This window comes from Rhizobium sp. SU303 (assembly GCF_021052345.1).
Taxonomy (GTDB): Bacteria; Pseudomonadota; Alphaproteobacteria; order Rhizobiales; family Rhizobiaceae; genus Rhizobium; species Rhizobium laguerreae.
The window spans coordinates 4499289-4514695 of record NZ_CP088095.1 but is presented as its reverse complement, the minus strand read 5'-3'; the positions used below and the strand labels follow the sequence as shown (position 1 = coordinate 4514695).

Sequence of the window (15407 nt, the reverse complement as noted above, 5' to 3'; positions counted from 1 at the left end):
AGACTATTGACAGCTGCCTCGCTTCTGTCATGATCCCGTTAACGATTGTTAGCTTTCGTGATCGATGGAGGTTGATGCATGTTCTTTCTCGGTGGGATGACCATGGGTTACCTCGATCCTCCTGTTCGAGCCGATCGCCGGGAACAGATTTCGGCATCCATTCCTGCGGAAAAGGGCCGTCGGCTGATCGAGACTTCCTCCAACCCGTCGCAGAACGAGAACGCCGTCGAGCGCTCGTTGATCTGGGCATGGCGCACGCTCTGCTAAAAGGGCTGGTTGAATTTTCTCTTCCGCTCGCTCTGGACGGAAATTTATCTCTACCTACTTGATAGAGAAAATAAGAATATAAGCGCGAGCCGCACAACCGGCCGCACGAGAACAACGGAGGCGACATATGGCAGATCTGGGTATTTCGCATGCTCACGTGAACCAGTATGGTTCCGTACCGACCAAGAAGCCGCTCACCACGCGCCACAGGCTTCAGACGATGCTTCATGGCGCGATCTTCACCGCAGCATTCCTGTTCGTCGTAGCCATGGTTTGCGGCGTCGTCGGGTAATCCGGCCTGATCAAGCGTCGGCAGGTGCCGGCGCTGCGGCGGTTTCTGCCTTTATTGAATTCCGGAACATTTAATTTGTCTCGGCATTCTCCTGACACTCGAATGTCAAAAGGAGAATGGTCACGAGAGACATCTTGTTATGGTGATCGGCATTCCGATCCCCATCGTCTTCTGTACTTTTTTCACGCCATCCAAAACACGCCCGAGCGACCTTGATCTCGAGCGGAAGCGGCGTGGGCCGCAACCGCCCAACCCGCCGCCAGACGCATGGTCAGGCGATCAGCGTCTTTCGTTTTTCTCGAATCGAAGAGCTCTTGCATTGCCGGAACCAGGTGCCGGCATTTTCGTCATTTCCGCCGCCCAGACAAGCTCGCCGGGCGGCGGCGCATGCCGCTTGACTTGAATTTTCCCGAGGGTGTCCAAATTTTCGACATGGCTTTCGCAGAGAGGGTATCGATGGTCTTGATCCCGTCGGGTCACGTCCTGAACAGGGCTTAGCCCGTTTGCATTGCTTGGCCCGAGTGTCGTCACCCCCAGCTTCATCGATCTTTGAAGAATAGGGCTCCGTTCATGTAGCAGTCATGATAAGCAGTGCAAAAGGCTGAGCAAAACAGCCATAACTTTGTTTGGATCCAGAACCGAACCCATGTCTATTTCTCATCTTTCTCCGAGCCTTCCGCGCGAACCCGATATGAAGCAGATCGATCACAACGGTTCGATCCGTTCGACCTATCTGTCGATCGGGGACATCAAGGCGATGGGCGATGCGGTCGCCCGCAACGGCGTCGACCAGCTGCCGGCTTTCGCCCCCTTCGATTTCTTCGCGCGCCATAAGGAAAACGAGAAGGAAATCCTGCGTGTCTACCGGACCACGGCGACCGACGTCGAGGCCGGCGAGACTATCACGCCGGCGGCAGAATGGCTGCTGGACAATCACTATATCGTCGAAGAGGCGATCCAGGAGGTGCGGCGCGACTTCCCCCGGCGCTTCTATCGCGAATTGCCGACCATGGTCGTCGGCGGCGTCGAAGTACCGCGGACCCTCGTGCTTGCCTGGCTCTATGTCGCCCATACCCACAGCACGATCTCGCAGGAAAGTCTGACGGCGCTGGTCGACGGCTTCCAGGCCAGCGAAACGCTCAGGATCGGCGAACTCTGGGCGTTGCCCTCCCTCGTGCGCTACGTGCTCGTGGAAAATCTTCGTCGCATTTCGAGCCGTGTCGAAGCCAGCCGCCGCCTGCGTCGCCGCGCCAACGAGGCGGCCGACGAATTGGTGCGCCTTACCGATCCAGCCGCGGCGGCCGCCTATCTGAAGACGCTGGAACCGCTTGCTGAGGACAATACCTTCTCGACGCAGTTCCTCTATCGCCTGCGCGACGGCTCGCAGACGTCGAGCTTGGCGATCACCTGGCTCGACGAGCGGTTGGAACAACTCGGCCGCAACACCGAAGAGGCGACGACGGCCGAACACAGCCGGCTCTCTTCCGGCAACGTGACCATGGGTAACATCATCCGCAGCCTTCGCGAGATCGACGATGCCGAATGGTCCGTCTGGGTCGAGCAGGTCAGCCATGTCGATAAGCTGCTCTGGGAGCATTCGGATTACGGCATCCTCGATTCCGGCTCGCGCAACAAATATCGCAAGCAGATCGAGAAGCTGGCCAAGCGCTCGCCGCTGTCGGAAATGGAAATCGCCCAGCTGGCGCTCGACATGACCGATGCCGCCAAGGCCTCCGACGAGCCGCAGCCGCATGAACCGAACGTTGGCGGCTTCCTGTCGGGCGCGCAGCGGCCGAAGCTCGAGGCGCGGGCGAATTATCGCCCGACGGTCATCCAGCATTTCGTGCGCGCCGTGCGCCGGTTCAACTGGCTGGCGATTGCCGTGCCCGTCATGCTGCTGACGGTTATCGCCATGGCGATCGTCGGCAAATTCATGGCGAATGCCGGCATGGGTGCTTTCGAAATCGCCTTGCTGCTGATCATGTTCTCAGTGCCGGCATCGGAGGGGGCGACAGGCCTCTTCAACACCTTGCTGTCCTTCTTCGTGACGCCGGCGCGCCTCGTCGGCTACGAGTTCAAGGAAGGCATTCCAGAAGATGCGCGCACGCTGCTCGTCGTGCCCTGCCTGATCTCGAACCGCGACAGTGTCGACGACCACGTGCGCAATCTGGAGGTCCATTATCTCGCCAATCCGCGCGGCGAGATCTATTTCGCGATGCTCAGCGACTGGCCAGACAGCGAGGCCGAGGAAACGCCTGCCGATCTCGAGGTTCTCGATTATGCCAGGCGCGAGATCGCCAATCTCTCCGCCCGCTATGCCTATGACGGCAAGACGCGTTTTTATCTGCTGCATCGCCGCCGCCTCTACAACCCCTCGGAAGGCGTCTGGATGGGCTGGGAACGTAAGCGCGGCAAGCTGCACGAGCTGAACATGCTTCTGCGCGGCGACCGCGACACGACCTACCTGCCGGGCGCCAATACCGTGCCGGCCAATGTGCAATATGTCATGACGCTCGATGCCGATACGCGCCTGATGCGCGATGCCGTCACCAAGCTCGTCGGCAAGCTCTATCATCCGATCAACCGCCCGGTCATCAACCCGAAAACCGGCCGCGTCGAAAGCGGCTATGGTGTGCTGCAGCCGCGGGTCACTCCGTCGCTGACGACGGGCAAGGACGCGTCGGTCTTTCAGCGCGTCTTTTCGATCAACCGCGGCCTCGATCCTTATGTCTTCACCGTTTCCGACGTCTATCAGGATCTCGCCGGCGAAGGCACCTTCACCGGCAAGGGCCTTTACCATGTCGACGCCTTCGAAGCGTCGCTGAAGGGCCGGATCGACGAGAACTCCGTGCTCAGCCACGATCTTCTCGAAGGTTCGATGGCGCGTTGCGCGCTCGTCACAGATCTCGAACTGGTGGAGGATTTCCCGATCCGCTACGAGGTGGAAACCTCGCGCCAGCATCGCTGGGCGCGTGGCGACTGGCAGCTTCTCCCCTACATGTTCAATCCGAAATACGGCGTCACGGCACTCGGCCGCTGGAAGATGTTCGACAATCTGCGCCGCTCGCTGACGCCGATCGCCTGGTTCTTCGCCTCGGTGCTCGGCTGGTATTTCATGGGGCCGCTCGGCGCGCTCATCTGGCAGATTCTGCTGATCTTCTGCCTCTTTGTCGCGCCGACGCTGTCGCTCATCAACGGCATCATCCCGCGCACCAGCGATATCATCGCCCGCGCTCATCTCTATACGGTCTGGGCCGATATCACCGCCGCCAATGCGCAGGTTGCGCTGCGCATCGTCTTCATCGCCGATTCGGCTTGCATGATGGCGGATGCGATCGGCCGTTCGCTCTACCGCCTGTTCGTCAGCCGCAAGCTGATGCTGCAGTGGCGGACCGCCGCCAGCGTTCAGGCCGGCGGCCAGGGTACGTTGATCTCCTATTACAAGGCGATGTGGCATGCACCGGTGCTGGCATTGCTGGCGCTCGGTTTTGCTGCCCTTCCCGGCGACAACGCCTTCCTCGTCGGCATTCCCTTCGCGCTGCTTTGGATCCTGTCGCCTGTTGTCGCCTGGTATGTCAGCCAGTCGGCGGAGACCGAGGACCGGCTCGAGGTCGCCGATTCCGTGTCGAGCGAACTGCGCAAGATCGCCCGGCGCACCTGGCGTTATTTCGAGACCTTCACGACGGCCGAACAGAACTATCTGCCGCCGGACAATATCCAGGAAACGCCGCATGTGATTATCGCGGCGCGCACCTCGCCGACCAATATCGGCGTTTATCTGCTTTCCGTCGTCTCCGGCCGGCATTTCGGCTGGTTCTCCTTCGAGGAGACGCTCGAGCGGCTGGAGCAGACGATCGCGACGATCGACAAAATGGAGAAATTCCGCGGTCACCTGTTCAACTGGTACCACACCGATACGCTGCAGACGCTTGGCCCACGTTACGTCTCGGCTGTCGACAGCGGCAATCTCGCCGGCCATCTGATCGCCATTTCGTCGGCCTGCCGCAACTGGGCCGAGGCGCCGTCCGCCCATATGCAGGGCAATCTCGACGGCGTCGGCGACACGGCCGGCATTCTCGGCGAAGTGCTGGCGGACCTGCCCGACGATCGCAAGACCGTGCGCCCGCTGCGCCGGCGCCTGGAGGAGCGCATTGTCGGCTTCCAGAACGCGCTTGCCGCCGTCAAGCGCGAGCACGAATTCGCCTCGATCCGCATCATCAATCTCGCCGTTCTCGCGCGCGATATCGAGAAGCTCGCCGCCAATCTCGACCATGAGGTCAAGTCAAAGCAGAGCGAAGAGGTCACCTTGTGGGCGGCATCGCTGGTGAAGGTCTGCGAGGCGCATATTTCCGACAGCACCTTCGATCTTTCCAAGGTCGATGCGCTGAGGCCGCGGCTGGTGGCGCTGCGCGACAAGGCGCGCGATCTCGCCTTCTCGATGGATTTCGGCTTCCTGTTCCGGCCGGAGCGGCGTCTGCTGTCGATCGGCTATCGCGTCGAAAGCGGTGAACTCGACCAGGCCTGCTATGACCTTCTCGCCTCGGAATGCCGCCTGACCAGCCTCTTCGGCATCGCCAAGGGCGACCTGCCGACGGAACACTGGTACCGCCTCGGCCGCCAGGTCGTGCCGGTCGGTTCGCGCGGCGCGCTGGTTTCCTGGTCCGGCTCGATGTTCGAATATCTGATGCCGCCGCTCGTCATGCAGGAGCGCGGTGGGGGGATCCTCAACCAGACGAACAATCTGGTCGTTGTCGAGCAGATGAATTACGCCCGCAAGCTCGGTATTCCCTGGGGCATTTCGGAAGCGGCCTTCAATGCCCGCGACCATAACCTCAATTATCAGTACACGAATTTCGGCGTGCCGACGCTCGGCCTGAAGCGCGGTCTCGGCCACAATGCCGTCATCGCCCCTTACGCCTCGCTGCTTGCCGCCCAGTACGACCCGCCGGCCGCGCTGGAAAACCTGCAGAGGCTGCGCAAGGTCGGGGCGCTCGGCAAGTTCGGCTTCCACGACGCCGTCGACTTCACGCCGACGCGCGTGCCGGAAGGCAAGAAATGCGCCGTGGTCTACAATTATTATGCCCACCATCACGGCATGTCGATCGCGGCAGTCGCTAACGTCGCCTTCAACGGCCATCTGCGCGAGCTCTTCCACGCCGATCCCGTCATCGAGGCAGCGGAGCTGCTGCTGCAGGAAAAGGCGCCGCGCGACATTCCCGTCATGAGCGGCAAGCATGAATCCGACACGCCGGCCAGCATCCAGGACGATCTCCTGCGGCCGGAGCTCAGGAAGATCAGCGATCCGGCTTCGCGCGACCGCGAACTCGTGTTCCTGTCGAACGGCCATTATTCGCTGATGCTGACGGCGACGGGCGCCGGTTATTCCCGCTGGAACGGCCTTGCCGTTTCACGCTGGAAAGCCGATCCGACCGAAGACCGCTGGGGAAGTTTCATCTTCCTGCGCGATACCGCCACCAACGAATGGTGGTCGGCGACATCAGAGCCGAAGGGTATCGAAGGTGAAAAGATCAAGGTCGAATTCGCCGACGAGAAGGCGCAGTTCACCAAGATCGTCGGCGACCTCACAAGCGAGGTGGAGTGCATCGTCGCGACCGAGCATGATGCCGAGGCCCGCCGCGTCACGCTGCTCAACATGGGTACGGAAGACCGCTTCATCGAGGTTACCTCCTACCTCGAACCGGTGATCATCTCCGACGATACCGACAATGCGCATCCGGCATTCGCCCGCATGTTCGTCAAGACTGAGATCGGCAAGCGCGGCGACGTTATTCGCGCCGAACGCAACAAGCGCGATCCAAACGAGCCCAATATCAGCATCGCACACCTGATCGTCGACAATGCCGGGGATACCCGCCATACCGAATTCGAGACCGACCGGCGTAAGTTCATCGGCCGTGGCCGCAGCCTTGCCGATGCGGCGGCCTTCGATCCGGGCGCTACGCTTTCCGGCAGCGACGGCTTCATGCTCGATGCCGTCATGTCGCTGCGCCGCACCGTCCGCGTGCCGGCCGGCAAGAAGGTCAGCGTGATCTTCTGGACGATCGCTGCCCCGAGCCGCGAGGAAGTCGACAAGGCGGTCAATCGCTACCGTCATCCCGATGCCTTCACCCACGAGCTCGTCCAGGCCTGGACACGCACGCAGGTGCAGATGCGCCATGTCGGCGTCACCTCCCAGCAGGCGGCGGCCTTCCAGCATCTTGGACGCTATCTGGTCTATCCTGATATGCAACTGCGCAAGGACGAGGCGACCGTCGAGGCCGGCCTGCAGTCGCAATCGGCGCTCTGGCCGCTGGCAATCTCCGGCGACTTCCCGATCTTCACGCTGCGCATTAACGACGACATGGATCTCGACATCGCCCGCGAGGCGCTGCTGGCGCAGGAATATCTGCGCTCGCGCGGCGTCACCGCCGATCTGGTGATCATGAACGAACGCGCTTCGTCCTATGCGCAAGACATGCAGCATGCGCTCGACGCCATGTGCGAAAACGTGCGCCGCATGGGCCAGGCCGATGGGTTGCGCCAGCATATCTTTGCGGTTCGCAAGGACCTGATGGAGGAAAGCACCTACCATGCGCTGATCGCGGCTTCCCGCGTCACGCTGCACACCAAGAACGGCAAGGTGGTCGACCAGATCAATCGCGCCGTCGCGCTGTTTGCACCCTCCAAGGAGGAGTTGCAGGAGATGGAACGGGCCGAGCGCAACAAGGCCCCCGTCAAGCGTGTTGCGCCGGTGCCGCCGCCTGTCGTGCCCGCTGTCGTCATCGAGGAGGAAGGCGATCTCGACTTCTGGAACGGCATCGGCGGCTTTGCCCGCGATGGACGCGAATATGTCGTTCGGCTGCCTGGAGGTCATGCGACGCCGCAGCCCTGGATCAATGTCATTTCCAACGACAGCTTCGGCTTCCACGTGTCGGCCGAAGGTTCGGGCTTCACCTGGAGCGTCAATTCGCGCGACTATCAGCTGACCTCCTGGTCGAACGATGTGGTGGTCAACCGTTCGGGCGAGGCGTTCTATCTCACCGATCTGGACAGCGGTGCCGTCATGACGCCGTTCGCGGCGCTTTCCCGCCGGCCGGACATTCGTTTCGAAGCCCGCCACGGGCTCGGTTACTCCGTCTTCTCCAGCGTTCAGCACGATATCGCGCTCGAGCTGACGCAGACGATCGACCGCGAAAAGCCGGTGAAACTGCAACGTCTGCGCCTGCGCAACACCGGTTCGACCAGCCGCAAGCTGCGTCTCTACGGTTATGTCGAATGGATCCTCGGTAGCAATCCGGGACGCACGGTGCCTTTCATCCTGTCGAGCCATGATGAGGAAACGGGGGCGCTATTTGCCACCAATCCCTACAGCATCGATTTTTCCAACCGCACCGCCTTCTTCGCGGCGAGCGAGACACTTTCGAGTTTCTCGGCAAGCCGGCGCGAATTCATCGGCAAGGCGGGGACGATCCAGGCGCCGCAGGCCGTCACTTCCGCCGCCGCCCTTTCCGGCGCGACGGAACTCGACGGTGATCCGGCCGCGGCGCTTGCAATCGACATCGAACTTAGCGCCGGCGAGGAGCGCGACTTCACCTTCTTCCTCGGCGATACCCCGACAGAAGAAGAAGCGCGCACCGTCATCGCCGATATCCGTAAGGCTTCGTTCGACGATGCCGTCGAGGCAAACCGCGCCTTCTGGCGGGACTTCACTGGCAGGCTACAGATATCGACTCCGGATCGCGGGATGAACAATCTCGTCAACACCTGGCTGCCGTATCAGAGCCTCGGCTGCCGCATTATGGCGCGCACCGCCTTCTACCAGGCAAGCGGCGCCTTCGGGTTCCGCGATCAGCTGCAGGACACGCTGGCCTTCGTGCTGCACGAACCCTCGCTTGCCCGCCGGCAGATTCTGAATGCCGCTTCGCGGCAATTCCGCGAAGGCGATGTCCAGCATTGGTGGCTGCCGGGAACGGGTGCGGGCGTGCGCACGTTGATCTCGGACGACGTCGTCTGGCTCGCTTACGCGATCCATCACTATTGCAGCGTCACCGGCGACAAAAGCGTCCTTGACGAGGAGATCGCCTTCCTGGAAGGGCCGGCACTGCTCGAAGGCCAGCACGACTCATTCTACAAGCCGGAGATTTCCGAGGACAAGGCGAGCGTCTACGAACACGCGGCGCTGGCGCTCGATCTCGCCATCGCTCGCAAGGGGGAAAACGGCCTGCCGTTGTTCCTCGGCGGCGACTGGAACGACGGCATGAACCGCGTCGGCGTCGGCGGCCGCGGCACCAGCGTCTGGCTCGGCTGGTTCCTGGCGGGGGCATTGCGCTCCTTCATTCCCTATGCCGAAGAGCGCGGCGACACGGTCCGTACGGGGCGCTGGTCGGCGCATCTCGCCGAGCTGAAGAAAGCGCTCGAAACTGCGGCCTGGGACGGCGGCTACTATCGCCGCGGCACGTTCGACGACGGTGCACTGCTCGGCTCCAGGGAAAGTCCGGAATGCCGGATCGATTCGATCGCGCAGTCCTGGAGCGTGCTGTCCGGCGAGGGCGATCCGGCCCGCGCCGTCACGGCGATGGATGCGGTGCTCGATCAGCTGGTCGACGAGGATGCCCGCATCATCCGGCTGTTCACGCCGCCTTTCATCAATTCCGCCAGGGATCCCGGCTATATCAAGGCCTATCCGCCGGGTGTGCGCGAAAATGGCGGGCAATATACCCACGCCGCGACCTGGGTGGTGATGGCGCTGGCGGAGCTGAAGCGGGGCGACGATGCCTTCCGCTGCTTCCAGATCCTCAACCCGATCACCCATGCGCTCGACAAGGCTTCAGCGGAGCAATACCGCGTCGAACCCTATGTCGTGGCGGCCGACGTCTACGGACATGAGCCCTATACGTCGCGCGGCGGCTGGACCTGGTACACCGGGTCAGCCGGCTGGCTCTACCGCGCTGCCGTCGAGGGCATCCTCGGCATCCGGCTGAAGGACGGCCGGCTCTATGTGCGCCCGTCGCTCCCGTCGGAATGGGACGGTTTTGCGGCAGAGGTGGAGCAAGGCGGCGGCAAATACCGCATTTCGGTCTCAAAAGCGTCCAATGACAGCGGCTACACTCTGTCTATCAACGGCTGCGAAGTCACCGATCCCGAAGAGGGATATCCGCTCGGATAACAGCGTTCTCCACGCTGAAAAACACGGCGATTCGCGACGGCCAAAAGGGAACCCTTTTGGCCGTCGTCGCGTTTGCAAATCGGATAATAAGGAGAGACCCATGGCAAGCACGCCGACAGAAGCCATCGTCACGGGGCGCAGTTCCCTATCCGCAGCTGCGCCAGTGCGTGACACGAGGCTCGACGTCTTGCGCGGCGTGGCGCTGATCATGATTTTCATCAATCATGTTCCCGGACAGATCTTCGAATATGTAACGACGAAGAATTTTGGTTTCTCCGATGCCGCCGAGGCCTTCGTGCTGATCTCGGGCATTGCCGTCGGCCTTGCCTATGGATCCCGCTTCCAGCCGGGCAACCGGCTCGCGGTGGCGATCAAGGCGGTAAAGCGCGCCTTCACGCTCTATCTCGCCCATATGATCACCACCTTCATGACGCTGGCGCTCTTCATCTGCGGTGCCTGGCTGTTCCACCGGCCGGGATTGCTGGTTGAAATCAATATCCTGGCGGTTCTGATGAATCTGAAGGAAGGCATTCCGGCGCTGCTCCTGCTCGGCCACCAGATCGGCTACAACAATATCCTGCCGATGTACGGCGCGCTGATGCTGATGGTGCCGATCATCCTGCTGTTAAATGCGCGCAGCCCGTGGCTGGCGCTCGGCGTATCGGCCACGGTCTGGCTGCTTGCGGGCATCTATGAAGTGGCGCCGCACAACATGCTGATCGAGAGCTACTGGTTCCTCAATCCGCTCTCCTGGCAGTTCCTGTTTGCGATTGGCATCGTCTCGATGCTGCATATCAAGCGCGGTGGTGCGATCCCGCAGCATCCGCTGCTGCTTGCGGCCGCTGCCGGTTACGTCATGCTGTCCTTCATCTGGGTGACCGGCCATCTCTGGATCTGGGGCAATTCGCTGGCGGCACTCGGCCTGCCGACTGTTATCACCGGTTTCGACAAGACCTTCCTGTCGCTGCCGCGGCTGCTGCATGTGCTGGCGCTGACCTACCTCGTTATCAGCATTCCCGCGCTCTCGCGTATCCTGCGCCGTCCTGCCGACCATCCGCTGACGATCCTCGGCCGCCATTCGCTGAACATCTTCGTCGCCGGCACCATCCTCGCCATGATCGGCCAGGTGGTGCTCTACATCACCAACAAGGACCAACTGGTCGGTCCGCTCTTCGTGATTGCAGGGATCGCGATACAATTCGCCTATGCCTATTATCTCGAGCGCAAACGTCAGCAGGGCAAGGTCAAGGGGAAACTTGTCGCCGATACCGCCACCATCCCCGTTCCCGTCCGCATTGGCCGGACGGCAAATGCCTATCGCCAGAACGATCGGAAATAGGGCTCGGATTTGCCCGACATGAAGGAGCCGGTGGCCGATGGCCCCCGGCTCAATTTTTATGGACGAGGATGTTCACCAGCTTGCCGAAGGGATCGCGCACATAAAAGCGCCTGACGCCCCAAGGCTCGTCGGCCGGGCCGTACTCGATCGGGAAGCCTGAGGCCGACATCGCCTCGAAAGCGGCATCGAGGTCGTCGACCTCGATCGAGAGGTCGGGCACCTCCGTTCCGGAACCGCCTTCACTGGCGATGCTGAGCTGAACGTGCATCGAGCGCGCCGCTCCCAACGTCATGATCCAGCCGTGATCCATGATGACGTCAAGACCGAGGATATCCTGATAGAAGCGCCGGGCCAGGGCGATATCCGCTGCCTGGATATTGGCGACGATGCGCAGGACCTTCATGGGTTTTCTCCCCGTTGCTCTTCGACTGGCGGAGGCTAGGGGAGATCGGGGCGGGGATCAATCGTCCAAGTCCTGCGGAGACACATTGCGGCGTCGGATATCCCTCGGGCATGCCGGGCATCTCCCCGACGGCCTTGATACATAGCTGACAGATGTTCGGAGACATGCCTGACACTTCCGTGATGATTTCTCGGGAGGTCGGCATGGTCTGGTCTGGCGGAGAGATGCCCGGCAGGTACGACACCATCTCTCGGTTTTGGGAGGGGTTTGAGGGTATGACCGCCTCGGCCTCCATCTTCGCGATCGTTGCGCGCAAGGCATTGCTGTCATAGGCTTTATCGACCAGAACGGCCTGACCTGTCTGGTCATGAAGAAGAGCGGGAGCTTGCGTGATGTCGCCGACCTGGCCGGCCGTCACGATAAAGCGCGCCCGAGCGTATCGACCAGCATATGGACCTTGGCCGTCAGTCCACCTCCGGAAGGCCCCAGCGCCTGATCCTCGGCCCCTCTTTTCCGCTCGCAGCCTGTTGATGGGCACGCATGATGGTGGTGTCGATCATTAAGTACAGATTGTCCCGGTCAGCAGTGAGGGCATCAAAGACCAGCTCCCATACGCCGGCATGGCACCAGCGACTGAACCGGCGATGGACCGTCTTCCACTTGCCGTAGCGCTCCGGCAGATGCTGCCAGTGTGCGCCGGAGCGCAGCACCCACAAACACCCGTTCACAAACAACCGGTTCTCTACCCCCGTCCGACCTGGATCGCCGGCCCTACCTGGCAACAAAGGCGCAATTCTTAACCATTGCGCCTCGTTCAACTCGTGTCGCTTCACGCCCATCAAAGGCCTCCGTGCCCACCGATTTGCGAATGTCGATCGATCCGCGGTCCGAGAGCAAACAAAAAGGCCGGAAGGAGCTACCCTTCCGGCCTTTATCTTGAAACCCGAACCGATCAGGCGGCTTCGGTGGTGTGGGCCTTGCGGACCTCTTCGTCCGTCAGGATGCCGCTGGCGCGCAGCAGGGCGGCGAAGCGGCCGTTGCTGTGGCTGAGTTCGTCGAAGCTACCCTGTTCGACGACGCGGCCGTCATCCAGGAAGAGCACCATATCGGCTTCGCGGACCGTCGACAGGCGGTGGGCGATGATGAAGGTGGTGCGGTTCTGGCGCAGATTGTCGATCGCGGCCTTGACTCGGGCTTCGGTTTCGACGTCGAGCGCCGAGGTCGCCTCGTCGAGCACCAGGATCGGCGCGTCCTTCAGAATGGCGCGGGCGATCGCAATGCGCTGGCGCTCGCCGCCGGAGAGCTTGTTGCCGCGTTCACCGACATGCGTATCGTAGCGATCCTCGCGGGTCTCGATGAAGTCGGCAGCGGCGGCGGCTTCGGCCGCACGGCGCATTTCCTCTTCACTGGCGCCCTCGCGGCCAAGGCGGATATTGTCGCTGATCGAACGGTTCAGCAGGCCCGCATCCTGGAAGACGGTGGCGATGTGGCGACGCAGCGACTTGCGGGTCACCTTGGTGATATCGGTGCCATCGACGAGGATCTTGCCGCCCTGGGGTTCGTAGACACGCTGCAGCAGGTTGACGAGCGTCGTCTTGCCGGCTCCGGTCGGGCCGACGATCGCGACCGTCTGGCCTGCCTTCACCGAGAAGGAGACGTTGTGCAGGCCCTGTGAGCTGTTGCCGAAGCCGAAGGAGACGTCGCGGAACTCGATCGCACCCTTGACGTCCTTGATCTCGCCGTTGCCTGCGGGCTCTTCACGTTCACGCACCGAGTCTTCCAGCGCATAGAATTCCTCGAGCTTGGAACGGGCTTCGAAAATCTGCGTTGCGAACTGGCGCATCAGGTCGAGACGACCGATCAACAGGTTGGCAAAGCCGATGAAGGCGATGACGTCGCCGACGCGCAGCTGGCCGGCCTGGACGAGCATGGTGCCGATGATCAGGACCACCATCATCGCGATGGTCGACGCCATGCGGTTCAGTGCGCTGGCGATCGCCCACCAGTCGAGCACCGGATACTGGGCTTCGAGCAGACGGTCGGCGAAGGATTTCAGCGCCCTGGTTTCGGCCTCGATGCGGTTATAGCTGTGCAGGACCGAAACGTTGCTGATCGAGTCGCTGACATGCGAGAAGACGGTATGATAATGGTTCTCGACCGAAGCCTGGCCGTCCTTGGTGCGGCTCATCACGACGCGGCCGATCAGCCAGTAGGCGATGGCGAGCACCATGAGCACGGCGGAAAGGCGCAGGTCCATCGACATTGCGGTCGGTATCAGAAGGGCAAGCGCGATGACCGTCGACAGGTGGTTGCGCATGAATTCCAGCCAGAGGCCAAACAGCGTCTCGCAGGCGCGCAGCAATGTATGCAGCGCGTTGGAAGTGCCACGCTGATGGTGCCAGCCAAGCGGCATGGAAATGATGCGGCCGAAGGCTTCCGTCAACAGCGTCGCCCGCCGGCCATGGGCCAGCCGGTCGGCCTCGCGGGCCACCAGAACGAAGGCAATGGTGTTGAAGACGGCGAAAGTCGCCCACATGAAGAGGATGGGCTTGACCTCACCCTTGCCCGAAATCGCATCGATGATACGACCGAACAGGATCGGCTCCGCGATAGTGATCGTCGCAAGAACAATGTTTGCGACAACGACCAGGGATACGCGCAGCTTGTAGGCGCCAAGATAGCGCAGAGCTCTTGCATAGACCTTGAATAGCGTCACGTGGAACCTCTTGTGCATCTGCGAAAACGGGATGATGCGATGCTACAAAAGGCTACCTGAACGGGCGATTAACGGAGTATTCAGGGTTCAACCGATGTGATGATTGATACGATCGTACTATTGCAGGACGCGACGAGATGGCCATGGCGCAGAAATTGCCGTTCGGCTATATCTCGCAACAATTTGCGCTTGCATTTTATTAAATTTTTAGCGCAGCATTAAAATTACAGACTGCATTTATTGAAGACCGTTTCGCGACCAGTTTGACCAGCCGCCGACGGCCTCATGCGGGCATCAGGTCCGGGCAAGGGGCATTTTTGTGAATATTAATTCGTTAATTCAATTGCTTGTAATTCTGGAAGAATGCTCAAATCCTGAAGCTGTCGTCACCGAGCTGGAGCAGATCCTCCACGGTTGTGGCTTCGAATATTACGGTCTGCCACGCCATTTGCCGCAGACCCCGGTGCAGCAGAATCCGGAGCCCTGGGCCGCGGCGCTTGCCGGCCGCTGGCCGGAACAATGGCCGCAGATATATACCGCGAAAAAATATGCGCTGATCGATCCGATGGTGCGCTATCTCGCTCATGCGCAGCGGCCTTTCCGCTGGCGGGAGGCGATGGCGGCCTTCCGCAAGGACGCGTATCATCGCCGCATGGAGCAGATGATGGTCGATGCCTTCGGGCACGGGTTGGAGGATGGCTACATCTTTCCCATCCACGGACGCAACGGCATTCTCGCCAGCCTTAGTCTCGCCGGCAAGCCGATCGAGCTGTCGCCGGTGGAAATCGCATTGCTGGAGGCGGTGGCGCGCAAGGCCTTCTGGCGGTTGCTCGATCTGAAAGGCGAGGCGCAGGCACTGGAAACCGTGCTGCCGGCCGACACGCCGCTGACGCGGCGCGAGATGGAAATCCTGCATTATCTCGCCGAAGGCATGACTTCGATGGAGATCAGCAAGATGCTGAAGATATCAAACCACACCGTCGACTGGTATATGAACGGCTTGCAGGACAAGCTGAAGGCGAAAAACAGGCAGCAGGCGGTAGCGCTTGCCTTCCGTCATGGCCTGATAAGTTAGGGCAATTCCGCTTCTCATCGAAGCGAAACCGCTTTGCATTTTGTTTTTACGCAACTCCGGACGGAAACCGCATCGCACTTTTCCTGGAATTGCTTCAGCATGTCGAAAAATTGCATTTCGCAGTCGCAAGATAAATTGAAGTTTCTGTG

General features: G+C 61.1%; 9 protein-coding genes. 5 read left to right on the top strand and 4 right to left on the bottom strand.

The window, feature by feature from the left end:
• Positions 1 to 78 precede the first annotated feature (78 nt).
• The 4 genes from RlegSU303_RS22180 to RlegSU303_RS22165 all read left to right on the top strand — a co-directional run bounded on the left by RlegSU303_RS22180 (position 79) and on the right by RlegSU303_RS22165 (position 11064).
• Positions 79 to 267 (top strand): hypothetical protein, encoded by a 189-nt coding sequence (locus RlegSU303_RS22180; protein WP_179039126.1) that lies wholly within the window; start codon positions 79 to 81, stop codon positions 265 to 267.
• A gap of 127 nt (positions 268 to 394) precedes the next feature.
• Positions 395 to 559 (top strand): hypothetical protein, encoded by a 165-nt coding sequence (locus RlegSU303_RS22175; protein ID WP_003543858.1) that lies wholly within the window; start codon positions 395 to 397, stop codon positions 557 to 559.
• A 646-nt stretch (positions 560 to 1205) separates the two neighbouring features.
• Positions 1206 to 9725 carry a GH36-type glycosyl hydrolase domain-containing protein gene (locus RlegSU303_RS22170; RefSeq protein ID WP_231283312.1) on the top strand — a complete coding sequence of 2840 codons (8520 nt, stop codon included), beginning with the start codon at positions 1206 to 1208 and terminating at the stop codon, positions 9723 to 9725.
• 100 nt (positions 9726 to 9825) lie between these two features.
• Positions 9826 to 11064 carry an OpgC family protein gene (locus RlegSU303_RS22165; protein WP_231283311.1) on the top strand — a complete coding sequence of 413 codons (1239 nt, stop codon included), beginning with the start codon at positions 9826 to 9828 and terminating at the stop codon, positions 11062 to 11064.
• A gap of 49 nt (positions 11065 to 11113) precedes the next feature.
• Here the strand turns inward: RlegSU303_RS22165 and RlegSU303_RS22160 are convergent, their stop codons facing one another.
• The 4 genes from RlegSU303_RS22160 to RlegSU303_RS22150 form a co-directional block, all read right to left on the bottom strand.
• On the bottom strand, positions 11114 to 11467 hold the full coding sequence (locus RlegSU303_RS22160) for a VOC family protein (RefSeq protein ID WP_222354481.1): 354 nt from the start codon (positions 11465 to 11467) through the stop codon (positions 11114 to 11116).
• Complete coding sequence (locus tag RlegSU303_RS34575; RefSeq protein WP_168279290.1) at positions 11382 to 11885, bottom strand: transposase; 504 nt, start codon at positions 11883 to 11885, stop codon at positions 11382 to 11384. The genes RlegSU303_RS22160 and RlegSU303_RS34575 overlap by 86 nt, the downstream gene beginning before the upstream one ends.
• Positions 11886 to 11931: 46 nt before the next feature.
• Positions 11932 to 12306: an IS5 family transposase gene (locus RlegSU303_RS22155; RefSeq protein WP_168279288.1), complete on the bottom strand. Its 375-nt coding sequence runs from the start codon at positions 12304 to 12306 to the stop codon at positions 11932 to 11934.
• Between the two features lie 113 nt (positions 12307 to 12419).
• Positions 12420 to 14183 (bottom strand): glucan ABC transporter ATP-binding protein/ permease, encoded by a 1764-nt coding sequence (locus RlegSU303_RS22150; RefSeq protein WP_026158939.1) that lies wholly within the window; start codon positions 14181 to 14183, stop codon positions 12420 to 12422.
• A gap of 319 nt (positions 14184 to 14502) precedes the next feature.
• On the opposite strand from RlegSU303_RS22150, the gene RlegSU303_RS22145 reads away from it, so the two are divergent.
• Entirely contained in the window at positions 14503 to 15258 is a 756-nt protein-coding gene (locus RlegSU303_RS22145; RefSeq protein WP_017962546.1) for a helix-turn-helix transcriptional regulator, read from the top strand.
• Positions 15259 to 15407 lie beyond the last annotated feature (149 nt).

Coding starts and splice junctions, on each gene's coding strand:
- RlegSU303_RS22175 (WP_003543858.1), top strand. CDS start 395: ATGGCAGATCTGGGTATTTCGCATGCTCACGTGAACCAGTATGGTTCC.
- RlegSU303_RS22165 (WP_231283311.1), top strand. CDS start 9,826: ATGGCAAGCACGCCGACAGAAGCCATCGTCACGGGGCGCAGTTCCCTA.
- RlegSU303_RS22155 (WP_168279288.1), bottom strand. CDS start 12,306: ATGGGCGTGAAGCGACACGAGTTGAACGAGGCGCAATGGTTAAGAATT.
- RlegSU303_RS22160 (WP_222354481.1), bottom strand. CDS start 11,467: ATGAAGGTCCTGCGCATCGTCGCCAATATCCAGGCAGCGGATATCGCC.
- RlegSU303_RS22170 (WP_231283312.1), top strand. CDS start 1,206: ATGTCTATTTCTCATCTTTCTCCGAGCCTTCCGCGCGAACCCGATATG.
- RlegSU303_RS22180 (WP_179039126.1), top strand. CDS start 79: ATGTTCTTTCTCGGTGGGATGACCATGGGTTACCTCGATCCTCCTGTT.